The organism is Flagellimonas aurea, from assembly GCF_017313785.1.
In the GTDB taxonomy this organism is placed as follows: Bacteria; Bacteroidota; Bacteroidia; order Flavobacteriales; family Flavobacteriaceae; genus Flagellimonas; species Flagellimonas aurea.
Genome location: NZ_JAFLNL010000008.1, coordinates 97,681 through 112,701 on the forward strand (window position 1 = coordinate 97,681; position 15,021 = coordinate 112,701).

Consider the following 15,021-nt stretch of genomic DNA (forward strand, 5'->3'; position numbering starts at 1 on the left):
GAAGACCCTTTTTAGGGGGCCGTTAAACATTATAATTGATAATTAAACTCTTCTTCTTTTAGGAGGTCTACAACCATTGTGCGGTAGTGGAGTAACATCTACGATCTCTGTTACCTCGATTCCTGAGTTGTGAATGGAACGAATGGCAGATTCCCTACCGTTACCTGGTCCTTTTACATAAACCTTCACTTTTCTCAAGCCTGCTTCATGAGCAACCTTTGCACAATCTTCTGCTGCAACCTGAGCTGCGTAGGGAGTGTTCTTTTTTGAACCACGGAATCCCATTTTTCCTGCAGATGACCATGAAATAACATCACCTTTCTTATTGGTAAGAGAAATAATGATGTTGTTGAAAGATGCTACAACGTGCGCCTCTCCTGTAGCATCTACTACTACTTTGCGCTTCTTGGTTGTAGTTTTACTTGTTTTTGCCATATTTTTTAGTTTCTAGTGTTAGCTCTTAGTTATTGGAATCCTAGACTTTTACATTTCAAACAGATTCTTCTAACGTCTAAATACTAATGACTATGTTCTTATTATTTAGTTGCCTTTTTCTTGTTAGCAACCGTTTTTCTTTTTCCTTTTCTAGTCCTAGAGTTATTTTTGGTACGTTGACCTCTCAATGGCAATCCTGCTCTGTGACGAATTCCACGGTAACAACCGATGTCCATCAAACGTTTTATGTTCATTGAGGTTTCTGAGCGAAGCTCTCCTTCAATCGTGTAAGCTCCAACCGCTTCCCTGATTTTACCAATTTCATCATCGGTCCAATCGGAAACCTTGGTATCTTCACTTACTTGGGCTGCTGCCAAAATTTCTTGCGCCCTACTTTTACCTATACCGAAGATGTAGGTAAGCGAAATAACGCCACGCTTTTGTTTAGGTATATCTACCCCTGCAATTCTTGCCATAATTACCCTTGTCTTTGTTTAAATCTAGGATTCTTTTTGTTGATTACATACAATCTGCCCTTTCTGCGAACAATCTTGCAGTCGGCACTTCTCTTCTTTATTGATGCTCTTACTTTCATGTAACTAGTATCTATACGTAATTCTTGCTTTTGTTAAATCGTATGGACTCATCTCCAACTTTACTTTATCACCGGGAAGCAGCTTAATATAGTGCATACGCATTTTCCCTGATATGTGCGCCGTTACCACGTGCCCATTTTCCAATTCTACCCTGAACATTGCATTAGACAATGCTTCAATAATAGTCCCGTCTTGTTCTATTGCTGGCTGCTTTGCCATAAATTATGCTACTTTTCTGTTTTTACCGGTTTTCATCAAGCCGTCGTAATGCCTGTTCAACAAATAAGAATTTACTTGTTGTACAGTGTCTATGGCCACACCTACCATAATCAATAGTGATGTTCCTCCATAAAACAATGCCCATCCGGCCTGTACGTCCATCAATTTTACAACGATTGCTGGCAATACTGCCAACAAGGCCAAAAAGATGGATCCTGGTAATGTAATCAAGGACATGATTTTGTCCAAATAATTTCCTGTTTCCTTCCCAGGGCGTATGCCAGGGATAAAACCGCCACTTCTTTTCAAATCATCGGCCATTTTGTTGGTCGGCACTGTGATTGCTGTATAGAAGTATGTGAATATGATGATCAACACTGCAAATAGGATATTGTAAGCCAACCCGAATATATCGGCAAACTGTACTTCCATCCACTGACCTGCAGCTGTATCATTAAATGTTCTTCCTATCAAACTTGGTGCAAACATAATTGCCTGCGCAAAGATAATGGGCATTACACCAGATGCATTCAATTTTAAAGGAATGTACTGACGTGCTCCCATTACGTTCTTTTCATATCCCCCAGAAGCTGTCCTTCTTGCGTATTGTACCGGAATCTGTCTTACAGCCATGGTCAAATAAACACTGGCTAAGATTACCAAGAACCAAACAATCACTTCAATCAACATAAACATGATTCCACCAGTATTGTTGGTAGTTCTTGAGACGAATTCCTGAGCAAATGCTTGTGGCAACGTAGCGATGATGCCCACCATAATCAAAAGGGAGATACCATTTCCAATTCCCTTATCGGTAATTTTCTCACCCAACCACATGGCAAACACACATCCTGTTACCAATATAATAACAGCTGGAACGATAAAATCCAACCCTTTGCCCAACACAAATGCACTGTCCGGTACACCAAGGGCACCAAGACCGTACAAATAGGCAGGGGCTTGAACTATACAGATACCTATTGTTAACCAACGGGTAATCTGGTTGATGGTCTTTCTACCACTCTCACCTTCTTTTTGCAGTTTTTGGAGATAAGGAATCGCAATTCCCATCAACTGAACCACAATGGAAGCGGAGATATAGGGCATAATACCCAAAGCGAATACCGAAGCATTCGCAAAAGCACCACCTGTAAAAGCATTCAGAATACCCAAGATTCCATTTTCGGTCTGCGAGGATAATTGGGCCAATTGGGCGGTATCAATACCAGGAAGTACAACTTGGGCACCGAATCGGTACACCAATAATAATCCCAATGTTAGGATAATACGTTGTCTCAGTTCATCTATCTTCCAGATATTTGATATGGTCTCAATAAATTTCTTCATGCTATAACTTCTTATAAACTTATTGCTTCACCTCCTGCTGACTCGATGGCAGCTTTTGCGGAAGCAGTAAATTTATGTACAGATACTTTAAGGGAGGCCTTCAATTCGCCATCGCCCAATATCTTTACCAAATCATTTTTGTGGGCCAATCCATTCTCGATAAGGGTTTCCAGAGTAACTTCGCTTTTTACGGTTCCTTTGTCCACCAATTCTTGAAGTTTACCCAAATTGATTCCTGTGTACTCTTTTCTGTTGATGTTGGTAAAACCAAACTTGGGTACGCGTCTTTGCAATGGCATCTGACCACCTTCGAAACCAATCTTTTTGGAATATCCAGATCTAGACTTGGCTCCTTTGTGTCCACGGGTAGAAGTACCTCCTTTACCGGAACCTTCTCCACGTCCTACACGTTTTCCTTCTCTGTGCACAGCGCCATCCGCTGGTTTAAGATTATTCAAATCCATGTGCCTTTATATTTTAAGCTTCCTCTGTGGAAACCAAGTGTTTTACCTTATTTACCATTCCAAGGATACTAGGTGTTGCTTCGTGTTCAACTACCTGTCCGATTTTTTTCAGTCCAAGAGCTTCCAAAGTTCTTTTTTGGTTTTGTGGCTTTTTAATGCCGCTCTTTATTTGCTTAACCTTAATCTTTGACATAATATCCTCTATTTATCCTTTAAAGACTTTTTCCAAGGAAACTCCTCTTTGCTTCGCTACGGTGTCAGCGCTTCTCAATTGCAACAAAGCATCGAAAGTTGCTTTTACCACGTTGTGCGGGTTTGAAGATCCTTGGGACTTAGAAAGTACGTCATGTACTCCAACTGCTTCCAATACGGCTCTCACTGCTCCACCGGCGATTACCCCGGTACCATGCGATGCTGGCTTGATGAATACCCTTGCGCCTCCGAACTTTCCTTTTTGTTCATGAGGAAGTGTTGCTTTTGTCAAAGGTATACGAACCAAGTTCTTTTTAGCATCCTCGATTGCCTTGGCGATAGCTGTGGCAACCTCTTTGGATTTACCCAAACCATGTCCAACTACTCCGTTTTCATCACCAACAACAACTATTGCTGAAAAACCAAAGGCTCTACCACCTTTTGTTACCTTGGTAACCCTTTGTACTCCAACCAAACGGTCTTTCAACTCCAGTCCACCTGGCTTTACTATCTCTACGTTTTTGTAATTCTGGTACATAGTCTATTAAAATTTTAGTCCGGCCTCCCTAGCGCCTTCAGCCAACGATTTTACTCTTCCGTGATATAGGTTTCCTCCCCTATCAAAAGCCACGGCTTCAACACCAAGCTTAAGGGCCTTCTCGGCTATGGCCTTACCCACGTTGGTCGCGATTTCGGACTTTGTTCCTTTGGCATCGACATCCTTATCTCTGGATGAAGCTGCCGCCAAAGTTACACCTTTATTGTCGTCAATCAACTGGGCGTATATTTCTTTATTGCTTCTGAAGACAGACAACCTTGGTCTTGCTTCAGTTCCGAAGGATACTTTTCGAATTCTTCTTCGGATGCGTAATTTCCTTTCAGTAGTAGATAATCCCATAGTCTTAATTATTAAGCTGATTTACCTGCTTTTCTTCTTAATTGTTCTCCTACGAACTTCACACCTTTTCCTTTGTAAGGCTCTGGCTTACGGAAGGATCTGATCTTGGCGGCCACTTGACCTACCAATTGCTTGTCGTGAGATGTTAGTTTTACGATAGGGTTTTTCCCTTTTTCGGAGATAGTCTCAATCTTCACCTCTGGAGCAATGTCCAAGATAATGTTATGAGAGAATCCAAGGGCCAAATCCAACTTTTGACCTTGATTGCTGGCTCTATAACCAACACCTACAAGTTCCAATTGCTTGGTCCAACCATTGGTCACACCTTCTACCATATTATTGATAAGAGCGCGGTATAAACCATGTTTTGCTTTATGTTCGTTGTCATCGGAAGGTCTTTCCAAAACAACATTTCCGTCCTCGACTTTTATGTCTATCCCTGAAAACTCTTGCGAAAGCTCACCTAGTTTACCTTTTACAGTAACCATGGAATCCTTCACTTCTATACTGACTCCATCAGGAATTTTAACTGGACTGTTACCTATTCTAGACATTTTTCTTCTCTTTTCTCAATTAATATACGTAGCACAAAACTTCACCACCTACGTTCTCTTGTTGAGCTTGTTTGCTCGTCATAACTCCGTGAGAAGTTGATATGATGGCAATTCCCAAACCGTTCAATACTCTAGGCAAATCGTTTGAGTTTGAATATTTACGCAGACCTGGTTTACTAACCCTCTGCAATTTTTTTATGATAGGCTCCTTGGTGAATTTATCATACTTAAGGGCGATTTTAATGTTCCCTTGCACTTCATTCTCCTCGAACTTATAGCTCAAAATATATCCTTGGTCGAACAATATTTTGGTAATTTGTCTCTTTAGATTGGAACCTGGGATATTTACAACCCTATGACCTGCCTTGTTGGCATTTCTCAATCTGGTCAAATAATCTGAAATTGGATCTGTAAGCATTTCTTTTCTTTATCTAAATTACCAACTTGCCTTTTTAACACCAGGAATCAAACCTTTGTTGGCCATTTCCCTGAACATTACCCTTGATATACCAAAAGTTCTCATGTAACCACGAGGTCTACCAGTTAGTTTACAACGGTTCCTCATACGAACTGGAGATGCATTTACAGGCAACTTTTGCAAAGCCTCATAATCTCCCGCTTCCTTTAGCGCCTTTCTTTTTTCGGCGTATTTTTCTACCATTTTAGCCCTTTTTCTTTCGCGGGCTTTCATTGATTCCTTGGCCATACTAGTTCTTTTTAAAGGGTACTCCCAGTTCGGTTAACAATGATTTTGCTTCCTTATCAGTTTCAGCGGAAGTAACGAACGTAATGTCCATCCCATTGATTCTGTTAATTCTATCGATATTGATTTCTGGAAAGATGATTTGTTCGGTAACACCTAAGTTGTAGTTACCTCTCCCGTCGAAACCAGTGGCTTTAACTCCAGAGAAATCACGCACCCTTGGAAGTGCACTTGTGATCAATCTATCCAAAAATTCGTACATGCGCTCACCTCTCAATGTCACTTTAGCACCAATCGGCATACCTTTTCTCAGTTTAAAGGTTGCAACGTCTTTCTTTGAAAGCGTAGCTACCGCCTTTTGACCTGTGATATTGGTCAGCTCGTCCACGGCATGATCGATAAGCTTTTTATCTGAAACAGCAGCACCGACTCCTCGGCTCACTACTATTTTCTGCAACTTAGGAACCTGCATTACATTCTTGTAACCAAACTCTTCCGTTAGCGCCTTGATCACGCGCTCCTTATATTCTTGCTTTAATCTTGGAATATAACTCATGACTAAATTACTTCATTGGATTTTTTAGAAACCCTTACTTTCTTTCCATCCCTTACTTCGTATCCAACACGAGTTGCCTCGCCAGATTTTGGATCAATCAAGGAAAGATTGGAAATATGCATTGGAGCTTCCTTTTTAGTTATGCCTCCTTGAGGATTGTTCGCACTTGGCTTTTCGTGTTTGGACACCTCATTGACGCCTTCCACGATAGCTTTGTTCTTTTCACGGTCTACTTGAAGCACTTTACCTTCACTGCCCTTGTGGTCTCCCGCAATGACTCTTACCGTATCCCCTGTTTTTATTTTCAACTTCATCTTTCTGATATTTCTTTTATAGCACTTCAGGCGCCAATGAAACAATCTTCATGAATTGTCTGTCCCTCAACTCTCTGGCAACAGGACCGAATACACGAGTTCCTCTCATCTCCCCGGTTGGGTTCAACAACACACACGCGTTGTCATCGAAACGGATGTAAGAACCGTCAGGTCTTCTCACTTCTTTCTTTGTTCTAACAACAACTGCTGTAGACACAGAACCTTTCTTTACAGTACCGTTCGGAGTAGCTTCTTTTACGGTAACAACTATTTTGTCACCCAAGGAAGCATATCTCCTTTTTGTTCCTCCTAGTACGCGGATGGTCAAAACTTCTTTTGCACCGGTATTGTCCGCAACTCTTAATCTTGATTCTTGCTGTACCATAATTATTTAGCTCTTTCTAGGATTTCTACCAACCTCCAGCATTTTGTTTTGCTCAATGGTCGTGTTTCCATTATTTTGACGGTATCACCTTCGTTGCAATCGTTCTTCTCGTCGTGGGCAACATACTTCTTGGTCTTCAAAACGAATTTCCCGTACATAGGGTGCTTCATTCTTTTTACCTCAGAAACCACTATCGATTTCTCCATTTTGTTGCTGGTAACAACGCCTATTCTTTCTTTTCTTAAATTTCTGTTTTCCATAAGGCAGAACCGATTATTGTAATTCCCTTTTAGTTATTTCAGTTGCAAGTCTTGCTACCGTCCTTCTAGTCTTTCTGATCTGTAAAGGATTTTCCAAAGGAGTAACGGCATGTGCCATTTTAAGGTCGGCATGTTGTTTTTTCAACTCGGCCAATCTCTCCTTTAGCTCTTCAATTGAAAGTTCTTTTATTTCTGATTGTCTCATCTTTCTTCTCAATTAAAAATTAGGCGGAATAATCCCTTGCTACAACAAACTTGGTCTTAACCGGAAGTTTTTGTGCTGCAAGCCTTAAGGCCTCTTGGGCAATATCCTTTGGTACACCAGCAATCTCGAACATGATTCTACCCGGCTTTACCACGGCTACCCAATATTCTGGAGCACCTTTACCTTTACCCATACGTACCTCAAGAGGTTTTTTGGTGATAGGCTTGTCCGGGAATATTTTGATCCACAATTGACCTTGTCTCTTCATGTATCTTGTCGCAGCGATACGTGCAGCCTCTATTTGACGGGAAGTAATGAAGTGCGAATCCATGGACTTGATACCGAACATTCCATTGGAAAGTTGGTGCCCTCTCTGGGAGATACCCTTCATACGCCCTTTCTGGGCCTTACGAAATTTTGTTCTTTTTGGCTGTAACATTTTACCTTACTTTATCTAATTACTTTCTACGGCGTGGTTTCTTATTATCCTTACCGCTTTTTCCTTGACCAGTGCTCAATCCTACCAATGGGGAAAGCTCTCTTTTTCCATAGACCTCTCCTTTCATGATCCACACTTTAACCCCTAATCTACCGTAAGTAGTATGAGCTTCGTGCAAAGCATAATCTACATCCGCACGGAAAGTAGACAATGGAATCCTTCCTTCTTTGTAAGATTCGGAACGCGCCATTTCAGCACCGTTCAAACGTCCGGAAATCTGAATCTTGATACCTTCGGCATTCATACGCATTGCAGCTGCAATCGCCATCTTAATAGCTCTTCTGTATGAAATCCTACTCTCAATCTGTCTTGCAACACTTGCAGCTACCAAGTTAGCATCAAGCTCAGGTCTCTTAATTTCATGAATATTGATCTGAACCTCTTTGTTGGTGATCTTCTTAAGTTCCTCCTTAAGCTTATCAACCTCTTGTCCACCTTTACCGATAATGATACCAGGTCTAGACGTGGTAATGGTAATAGTGATCAACTTCAGGGTTCTCTCGATAATTACCCTTGACACACTGGCTTTTGCCAAACGCGCATGGATATATTTTCTGATCTTATCGTCTTCAGCCAGTTTATCGCCGTAATCATTTCCTCCGTACCAGTTGGATTCCCATCCTCTGATAATTCCTAAACGATTTCCTATTGGATTGGTCTTCTGTCCCATATTCTAATTTCTAGCTTTCAACGTTGTTATTGGCCTCCAAGATCATTGTTACATGATTGGAACGCTTTCTGATTCTGTGTGCCCTTCCTTGTGGAGCTGGTCTCAATCTTTTCAACATAGTTCCTCCATCTACACGGATTTCCTTGATGTAAAGATCAGCAGCTTCGATATCAGCACCCTCATTTTTAGCCTCCCAGTTAGCAATTGCGGATAGCAAAAGCTTTTCCAACTTTCTAGAAGCTTCTTTAGGGTTAAACCTTAAGGTAGCCAATGCCATCTCAATTCGCTTACCTCTTACCAAGTCAGCGACCAAACGCATTTTTCTTGGAGACGTTGGGCAATTGTTAAGCTTTGCAATAGCAAGTTGCTTTTTCTCTTCTTTTAACCTTTCGGCCATTTCTCTCTTACGAACTCCCATAGCTTACTTACTTTTTACCTTTGTTTTTAGCCCCTGCATGACCTCTAAAAGATCTAGTAGGTGAAAATTCTCCCAATTTGTGCCCAACCATGTTCTCAGTAACGAAAACGGGAACAAATTGTCTTCCGTTGTGCACTGCGATAGTCTGCCCTACAAAGTCTGGCGTTATCATAGAGGCTCTAGACCACGTTTTGATAACTGTTTTCTTACCTGATTCTATATTGGTCTGGACTTTTTTCTCCAGACTAAAATGAACGTATGGTCCTTTTTTTAACGAACGTGCCATTTACTTTTCTTTTATTTCTTTCTACGTTCTATGATATATCTATTGGTGTCCTTGGTCTTGGAACGGGTTCTGAATCCTTTTGCAGGAATACCGTTTCTAGATCTTGGATGACCTCCTGAAGCTCTACCTTCACCACCTCCCATTGGGTGATCAACAGGGTTCATTGCAACAGGTCTAGTTCTTGGCCTTCTACCCAACCATCTGCTTCTACCGGCCTTACCAGAAACAAGCAATTGGTGGTCAGAGTTGGAAACCGCACCGATGGTAGCCAAACAAGTAGTCAAAACCATTCTAGTTTCACCGGATGGCAATTTCAAGGTTACGAACTTACCGTCCTTTGCCATTAATTGAGCAAATGTTCCAGCACTACGCGCCATGATGGCACCTTGACCTGGTCTCAACTCAATACAGGAAACAATAGTACCCAATGGAACTTCGCTCAAAGGAAGTGCATTTCCAATTTCGGGAGCAGACCCGGTTCCAGACTGGATAGTCTGACCTACCTGCAAACCATTTTGGGCAACTACATATCTTTTTTCACCATCCTTGTACTCTACCAAGGCGATAAATGCAGTTCTATTGGGATCATACTGAATTGAAACAACTGTAGCTTCAACCCCTTGTTTATCCCTCTTGAAATCGATGATTCGATATCTTCTTTTATGACCACCACCCTTGTGACGCATGGTCATTTTTCCTTGACTGTTCCTACCACCTGTCTTTTTGATCGGAGCAAGCAAGCTTTTCTCCGGCTTATCAGTAGTAATCGCGTCAAATCCGTTTACTACTCTAAAACGCTGACCAGGGGTTATCGGTTTTAATTTTCTAACTGACATTTCTCGTCTTTATAGATTACTGTAAAAATCAATAATATCACCTTCAGCTACATCAACAATTGCTTTTTTGATAGCATTTGTTTTACCATGCTGAATACCGGTTTTTGTATAACGACTCTTACGCGTTGGACCATAATTCATGGTTCTTACCTTTTCAACAGACACACCATAAGTTGCCTCTACCGCTTCTTTGATTTCCAACTTATTAGCAGCTGGATTTACAAAGAACCCGTAGCGATTGAAAAGCTCGCTATCGGCGGTCATCTTCTCCGTAATTATCGGTTTTATCAACACACTCATGATACTCTTATTTCTTTAGGTTCGATTCAATTCCTTCCAAAGCGCTTTCGGTCAACACCAAACTAGTTGCATTAACTATTTTGTAAGTGTTTAATCCTGAGTTAGTTACAACTTCGGAACGTTCCAAATTACGCGACGACAAATATACGTTATTATTTGAATCGCCCAACACAATAAGGGACTTTTTATTTTCTATTCCCAAGGAAGACAAGAATTTAACGAAGTCCTTGGTTTTTGGAGCTTCAAAATTGAAGTCTTCCACCACGACTAAAGATTGCTCTTTGGACTTCAAGCTCAAGGCTGATTTTCTAGCCAATCGCTTCATGTTCTTGTTCAACTTTTGAGTGTAGTCCTTAGGTCTTGGACCAAAAATCCTACCTCCACCTCTAAATACAGGTGACTTGATACTACCAGCCCTTGCGGTACCAGTACCTTTTTGCTTTTTAATTTTTCTGGTACTACCAGCGATCTCAGCTCTTTCTTTGGCCTTATGAGTTCCTTGCCTTTGATGGGCCAAGTACTGCTTAACATCCAAATAAATAGCATGCTCGTTAGGCTCTATCGCGAAAACATCGTCAGAAAGCTCTACGCTCCGACCTGTTTCTTTTCCTTTGATATCTAAAACTGCTACCTTCATTATTGCCACCTTTGAATAGTTACATATGCATTTTTATGGCCTGGCACACATCCTTTAACAACCAAAAGATTTTTCTCAGGAACCACTTTCAATACTCTTAAGTTTTGTACAGTAACTCTGTCACCACCCATTCTACCAGCCATACGAAGACCTTTAACAACTTTGGATGGATAAGAAGCAGCACCGATGGAACCAGGGGCTCTCAATCTATTGTGCTGACCGTGGGTGGCTTGGCCAACTCCACCGAAACCATGACGTTTTACAACACCTTGGAATCCCTTACCTTTTGACGTACCTACTACATCAACAAATTCTCCTTCTTGAAAAAGGTCGACACCTACTGTATCTCCCAATTTGTATTCCCCTTCAAACCCATGGAATTCAACGACTTTCTTTTTAGGAGAAGTACCTGCTTTTTTGTAGTGACCTGTTTCGGCCTTGTTAGCACGTTTTTCTGCCTTGTCATCGAAACCTAGCTGAAGGGCCTTGTACCCGTCTACCTCTTCGGTTCTGACTTGGGTAACCACGCATGGCCCAGCCTCCAAAACGGTACATGGAATGTTCTTTCCATTCTCGTCGAAAATGCTGGTCATACCGATTTTCTTACCTATTAACCCAGACATATTTATTAATTATTAATTGTTTACTTTTTATAATGTTAGCCAATTCCTTGGCAAAAAAATTGGGTCAAGAAAACAATTCTGTTCTGACCCAGATTCTTTTCTTTCTCCGTTTTTCCCCAACCATCGTTGGGGACATGTAATCTCCGCAATGCTTGCGGAAAAATTTTATCAGACTTTGATCTCAACTTCCACACCACTCGGAAGCTCAAGCTTCATAAGGGCATCGATAGTTTTTGATGAAGAGCTGTAAATATCCAACAACCTCTTGTATGAGCTTAATTGAAACTGCTCTCTAGCCTTTTTATTCACGTGAGGTGAACGCAAAACTGTAAATATTTTTTTACGAGTTGGCAACGGAATTGGTCCAGTTACCACAGCACCTGTAGTTTTTACTGTTTTCACGATCTTTTCAGCAGATTTGTCCACCAAATTGTGATCGTAAGATTTCAATTTTATTCTAATTTTTTGACTCATCTTGCTGAAAAATTAAGCGGTTACTCCTTTAGCTGCTTTGATCACTTCCTCTGCAATATTGGAAGGAGTCTCTGCATAATGTGAAAATTCCATTGTTGATGTTGCCCTACCTGAAGACAAAGTCCTCAAAGCAGTAACATAACCAAACATTTCGGATAATGGCACTTCAGCCTTAACAACTTTTGCCCCTGCTCTATCTGACATGCTGTTCACTTGACCCCTTCTACGGTTCAAGTCACCTACAATATCACCCATGTTTTCCTCTGGAGTTAGAACCTCCAACTTCATAATTGGCTCCATTATAATAGCCCTTGCTTTCTTAGCAGCAACCTTGTAACCCAATTTTGCAGCCAATTCGAAAGAAAGTTGGTCAGAATCCACAGGGTGAAAGGAACCATCTTTAAGGGTAATCTTCATGGAATCCATTTCGAAACCGGCCAAAGGACCATTCTTCATAGCCTCCCTGAATCCTTTTTCAACAGATGGAACAAATTCCTTAGGAATGTTACCACCTTTTATAACGTTTACAAACTCAAGTCCGGATTTACCTTCCTCCGCAGGCTCCATAGTAAATACAATATCTGCGAATTTACCACGACCACCAGTTTGCTTTTTATAAGTTTCTCTGTGATCAGCTGTACCAGTAATAGCTTCTTTGTACTCCACCTGTGGCTGACCTTGAGTAACATCAACTTTAAATTCACGCTTAAGACGGTCACAAATAATATCCAAGTGAAGCTCACCCATACCAGAAATAATGGTTTGACCTGAAGCCTCATCTGTTTTTACTTGGAACGTTGGGTCCTCTTCGGCCAATTTAGCCAAAGCCATACCCAATTTATCAACATCCGCCTTAGTTTTAGGCTCAACGGCAATACCGATTACAGGCTCAGGAAACTGCATACTTTCCAAAACTATCGGATGTTTCTCATCTGAAAGGGTATCCCCTGTTTTGATATCCTTAAATCCAACAGCAGCACCAATATCTCCCGCCTCGATAAAATCGATGGCATTTTGTTTATTGGAGTGCATCTGATAGATACGAGAAATACGCTCTTTGTTACCTGAACGGTTGTTCAAAATATAAGAACCTGCATCCAAACGACCAGAATACGCTCTAAAGAATGCCAAACGACCTACGAAAGGATCAGTTGCGATTTTAAAAGCAAGAGCAGCAAATGGCTCTTTTGGGTCCGGTTTTCTTCTTTCTTCTTTTTCCGTATCAGGGTTAACACCTACAATATCATCCTTATCTAAAGGTGAAGGCAAGTAGCGACAAACCGCATCCAACAAGAACTGAACTCCTTTATTTTTAAAGGAAGAACCACAAATCATTGGAATAATCGCTCTGTCCATAACCGCAGCACGTAGCGCAGCATGCACTTCCTCTTCAGTGATAGAGTTTTCATCTTCGAAGAATTTCTCCATCAACTCCTCATCATATTCGGCAACAGCCTCTATCAATGCAGCCCTGTACTCTCTCACCTCATCCTGCATATCTGCAGGGATATCAACAACATCAAAGGTGGAACCAAAGTTATCCTCGTGCCAAACAACAGCTCTGTTTTTGGCCAAGTCAACGATTCCTTTAAAGTCAGCCTCATCACCAATTGGCAATACAATCGGCACGGCATTTGACCCCAACATTTCGCGAACTTGCTTACAAACCGCAAGGAAGTTAGAACCTTGACGGTCCATTTTATTCACGAACCCGATTCTTGGCACTTTATAGTTATCAGCCAACCTCCAGTTGGTTTCGGATTGAGGCTCAACACCATCAACGGCGCTGAACAAGAACACCAACCCATCCAATACACGAAGGGAACGGTTTACTTCTACCGTAAAATCAACGTGTCCGGGAGTATCGATAATGTTAAAATGATAATCTTTTGTATCTGGCAAATCCTTGGCATTCTCCATTGGGAATTTCCAAGTACATGTTGTAGCAGCAGAGGTAATGGTAATACCGCGCTCTTGCTCTTGCTCCATCCAGTCCATGGTCGCCGCACCATCGTGCACCTCCCCAATTTTGTGACTCACACCTGTGTAGAAAAGAATACGTTCTGTAGTAGTTGTCTTTCCAGCATCAATGTGAGCTGCAATACCTATATTCCTTGTATATTTTAAATCTCTTCCCATTGTATTGTTTAGAATCTAAAGTGTGAGAACGCTTTATTGGCCTCAGCCATTTTGTGTGTATCTACTCTTTTCTTCACCGCCGCACCTTCTTCTTTGGCAGCTGCCAAAATCTCGGCAGCCAATTTTTGCGCCATGGATTTCTCGTTACGCTTTCTTGAATAGCTGATCAACCATTTCATGGCAGTGGATATCTTTCTATCTGGACGAATCTGCATTGGAATCTGGAATGTAGCACCACCAACTCTCCTACTTCTAACTTCAACATGCGGCATTACATTGGAAAGAGCGTCTTTCCAAAGCTCCAATCCAGTTTTTTCTTCGTCAGTATTTTTCTCGTCAACGATCTCAATTGCATCATAAAATATCTTGAACGCAATTGACTTTTTACCGTCCCACATCATCATGTTCACAAAACGCGTAACAAGCTGATCATTAAACTTTGGATCCGGTAATAAAGGTCTCTTTTTTGCCTGCTTTTTTCTCATCTCTCTTTCTTAAAAATGATTAATTTTTAGGACGCTTTGCACCATACTTAGATCGTCGCTGGGTTCTTCCCGCAACACCTGCGGTATCCAAAGCACCGCGAACGATATGATATCGCACACCAGGCAAATCCTTTACTCTTCCGCCCCTTACCAATACTATCGAGTGCTCTTGGAGGTTGTGTCCTTCACCAGGGATGTATGCGTTCACTTCTTTACCATTGGTCAACCTTACCCTTGCAACTTTACGCATTGCCGAGTTTGGTTTTTTTGGTGTAGTAGTATAAACACGCGTACAAACCCCTCTTCTTTGAGGACACGAATCCAAAGCAGCCGATTTACTCTTCTTGGTAATCGTGGCCCTTCCTTTTCGTACTAATTGTGAAATTGTTGGCATTAAATTCCTTTTAAAAACTAAATAACCCTCATTTTGAGGGCTGCAAATGTAATGATAATTCCCAATAATTCAAATCCCAAGCAATTAATTTTAAGCAGAATGCAAAAAAAGATAAAAGCCGTCTTAAAAAAA

Annotated in this window: 29 protein-coding genes; all 29 read right to left on the reverse strand. The window is 41.3% G+C overall.

Features of this window, described 5'->3' with window-relative positions; translation table 11 throughout:
* Nucleotides 1–42: 42 nt before the first annotated feature.
* The 29 genes from rpsK to rpsL all read right to left on the reverse strand — a co-directional run bounded on the left by rpsK (nt 43) and on the right by rpsL (nt 14,889).
* Complete coding sequence (gene rpsK / locus J0656_RS14080; protein ID WP_108246829.1) at nt 43–435, reverse strand: 30S ribosomal protein S11; 393 nt, start codon at nt 433–435, stop codon at nt 43–45.
* A gap of 101 nt (nt 436–536) precedes the next feature.
* Nucleotides 537–911 carry a 30S ribosomal protein S13 gene (gene rpsM, locus J0656_RS14085; protein ID WP_207034994.1) on the reverse strand — a complete coding sequence of 125 codons (375 nt, stop codon included), beginning with the start codon at nt 909–911 and terminating at the stop codon, nt 537–539.
* 2 nt (nt 912–913) lie between these two features.
* Nucleotides 914–1,030, reverse strand: a complete 117-nt coding sequence (ykgO, locus tag J0656_RS14090; RefSeq protein WP_010519235.1) for a type B 50S ribosomal protein L36 — start codon at nt 1,028–1,030, stop codon at nt 914–916.
* Between the two features lie 4 nt (nt 1,031–1,034).
* Entirely contained in the window at nt 1,035–1,250 is a 216-nt protein-coding gene (gene infA, locus J0656_RS14095; RefSeq protein ID WP_014031991.1) for a translation initiation factor IF-1, read from the reverse strand.
* 3 nt (nt 1,251–1,253) lie between these two features.
* Nucleotides 1,254–2,597, reverse strand: a complete 1,344-nt coding sequence (gene secY / locus J0656_RS14100; protein WP_207034995.1) for a preprotein translocase subunit SecY — start codon at nt 2,595–2,597, stop codon at nt 1,254–1,256.
* A gap of 11 nt (nt 2,598–2,608) precedes the next feature.
* Nucleotides 2,609–3,061 carry a 50S ribosomal protein L15 gene (rplO, locus tag J0656_RS14105; RefSeq protein WP_207034997.1) on the reverse strand — a complete coding sequence of 151 codons (453 nt, stop codon included), beginning with the start codon at nt 3,059–3,061 and terminating at the stop codon, nt 2,609–2,611.
* Nucleotides 3,062–3,074: 13 nt separating this feature from the next.
* A complete protein-coding gene (gene rpmD, locus J0656_RS14110; RefSeq protein WP_108246825.1) occupies nt 3,075–3,254 on the reverse strand; it encodes a 50S ribosomal protein L30 in 180 nt (59 codons plus the stop codon).
* Nucleotides 3,255–3,266: 12 nt separating this feature from the next.
* Nucleotides 3,267–3,791: a 30S ribosomal protein S5 gene (gene rpsE, locus J0656_RS14115; protein ID WP_176619618.1), complete on the reverse strand. Its 525-nt coding sequence runs from the start codon at nt 3,789–3,791 to the stop codon at nt 3,267–3,269.
* A gap of 6 nt (nt 3,792–3,797) precedes the next feature.
* Entirely contained in the window at nt 3,798–4,151 is a 354-nt protein-coding gene (gene rplR / locus J0656_RS14120; RefSeq protein WP_207034999.1) for a 50S ribosomal protein L18, read from the reverse strand.
* An 11-nt stretch (nt 4,152–4,162) separates the two neighbouring features.
* On the reverse strand, nt 4,163–4,705 hold the full coding sequence (gene rplF / locus J0656_RS14125; protein ID WP_207035001.1) for a 50S ribosomal protein L6: 543 nt from the start codon (nt 4,703–4,705) through the stop codon (nt 4,163–4,165).
* A 19-nt stretch (nt 4,706–4,724) separates the two neighbouring features.
* Nucleotides 4,725–5,123 (reverse strand): 30S ribosomal protein S8, encoded by a 399-nt coding sequence (gene rpsH, locus J0656_RS14130; RefSeq protein ID WP_207035003.1) that lies wholly within the window; start codon nt 5,121–5,123, stop codon nt 4,725–4,727.
* An 18-nt stretch (nt 5,124–5,141) separates the two neighbouring features.
* Nucleotides 5,142–5,411: a 30S ribosomal protein S14 gene (gene rpsN, locus J0656_RS14135; protein WP_108246820.1), complete on the reverse strand. Its 270-nt coding sequence runs from the start codon at nt 5,409–5,411 to the stop codon at nt 5,142–5,144.
* Nucleotide 5,412: 1 nt separating this feature from the next.
* On the reverse strand, nt 5,413–5,964 hold the full coding sequence (rplE, locus tag J0656_RS14140; protein WP_108246819.1) for a 50S ribosomal protein L5: 552 nt from the start codon (nt 5,962–5,964) through the stop codon (nt 5,413–5,415).
* 2 nt (nt 5,965–5,966) lie between these two features.
* Nucleotides 5,967–6,278 carry a 50S ribosomal protein L24 gene (gene rplX, locus J0656_RS14145; RefSeq protein WP_220113515.1) on the reverse strand — a complete coding sequence of 104 codons (312 nt, stop codon included), beginning with the start codon at nt 6,276–6,278 and terminating at the stop codon, nt 5,967–5,969.
* A gap of 16 nt (nt 6,279–6,294) precedes the next feature.
* The gene (rplN, locus tag J0656_RS14150; RefSeq protein ID WP_014032002.1) at nt 6,295–6,663 is read right to left on the reverse strand and encodes a 50S ribosomal protein L14; all 369 of its coding nucleotides are present in this window, start codon (nt 6,661–6,663) and stop codon (nt 6,295–6,297) included.
* Nucleotides 6,664–6,665: 2 nt separating this feature from the next.
* Nucleotides 6,666–6,923 carry a 30S ribosomal protein S17 gene (gene rpsQ / locus J0656_RS14155; RefSeq protein ID WP_100816200.1) on the reverse strand — a complete coding sequence of 86 codons (258 nt, stop codon included), beginning with the start codon at nt 6,921–6,923 and terminating at the stop codon, nt 6,666–6,668.
* Between the two features lie 13 nt (nt 6,924–6,936).
* On the reverse strand, nt 6,937–7,128 hold the full coding sequence (gene rpmC / locus J0656_RS14160; protein WP_108246817.1) for a 50S ribosomal protein L29: 192 nt from the start codon (nt 7,126–7,128) through the stop codon (nt 6,937–6,939).
* A 19-nt stretch (nt 7,129–7,147) separates the two neighbouring features.
* Entirely contained in the window at nt 7,148–7,567 is a 420-nt protein-coding gene (rplP, locus tag J0656_RS14165; protein ID WP_108246816.1) for a 50S ribosomal protein L16, read from the reverse strand.
* 19 nt (nt 7,568–7,586) lie between these two features.
* Nucleotides 7,587–8,297, reverse strand: a complete 711-nt coding sequence (gene rpsC, locus J0656_RS14170) for a 30S ribosomal protein S3 (protein ID WP_108246815.1) — start codon at nt 8,295–8,297, stop codon at nt 7,587–7,589.
* 10 nt (nt 8,298–8,307) lie between these two features.
* A complete protein-coding gene (rplV, locus tag J0656_RS14175) occupies nt 8,308–8,715 on the reverse strand; it encodes a 50S ribosomal protein L22 (protein ID WP_207035005.1) in 408 nt (135 codons plus the stop codon).
* Nucleotides 8,716–8,722: 7 nt separating this feature from the next.
* Nucleotides 8,723–9,001, reverse strand: coding sequence for a 30S ribosomal protein S19 (rpsS, locus tag J0656_RS14180; RefSeq protein ID WP_108246813.1), 279 nt, complete (start codon nt 8,999–9,001; stop codon nt 8,723–8,725).
* Between the two features lie 11 nt (nt 9,002–9,012).
* Nucleotides 9,013–9,837: a 50S ribosomal protein L2 gene (gene rplB, locus J0656_RS14185; protein ID WP_207035007.1), complete on the reverse strand. Its 825-nt coding sequence runs from the start codon at nt 9,835–9,837 to the stop codon at nt 9,013–9,015.
* Between the two features lie 9 nt (nt 9,838–9,846).
* Nucleotides 9,847–10,137 carry a 50S ribosomal protein L23 gene (gene rplW / locus J0656_RS14190; protein ID WP_108246811.1) on the reverse strand — a complete coding sequence of 97 codons (291 nt, stop codon included), beginning with the start codon at nt 10,135–10,137 and terminating at the stop codon, nt 9,847–9,849.
* Between the two features lie 7 nt (nt 10,138–10,144).
* Nucleotides 10,145–10,774: a 50S ribosomal protein L4 gene (gene rplD / locus J0656_RS14195; RefSeq protein ID WP_207035009.1), complete on the reverse strand. Its 630-nt coding sequence runs from the start codon at nt 10,772–10,774 to the stop codon at nt 10,145–10,147.
* On the reverse strand, nt 10,774–11,397 hold the full coding sequence (gene rplC / locus J0656_RS14200; RefSeq protein WP_207035011.1) for a 50S ribosomal protein L3: 624 nt from the start codon (nt 11,395–11,397) through the stop codon (nt 10,774–10,776). The genes rplD and rplC overlap by 1 nt, the downstream gene beginning before the upstream one ends.
* Nucleotides 11,398–11,565: 168 nt before the next feature.
* Nucleotides 11,566–11,871, reverse strand: coding sequence for a 30S ribosomal protein S10 (gene rpsJ, locus J0656_RS14205; RefSeq protein WP_108246808.1), 306 nt, complete (start codon nt 11,869–11,871; stop codon nt 11,566–11,568).
* A gap of 12 nt (nt 11,872–11,883) precedes the next feature.
* On the reverse strand, nt 11,884–14,010 hold the full coding sequence (gene fusA / locus J0656_RS14210) for an elongation factor G (protein ID WP_207035013.1): 2,127 nt from the start codon (nt 14,008–14,010) through the stop codon (nt 11,884–11,886).
* 8 nt (nt 14,011–14,018) lie between these two features.
* On the reverse strand, nt 14,019–14,495 hold the full coding sequence (rpsG, locus tag J0656_RS14215) for a 30S ribosomal protein S7 (protein ID WP_127140093.1): 477 nt from the start codon (nt 14,493–14,495) through the stop codon (nt 14,019–14,021).
* A 19-nt stretch (nt 14,496–14,514) separates the two neighbouring features.
* Nucleotides 14,515–14,889: a 30S ribosomal protein S12 gene (gene rpsL, locus J0656_RS14220; RefSeq protein ID WP_014032016.1), complete on the reverse strand. Its 375-nt coding sequence runs from the start codon at nt 14,887–14,889 to the stop codon at nt 14,515–14,517.
* Between the last annotated feature and the right edge of the window lie 132 nt (nt 14,890–15,021).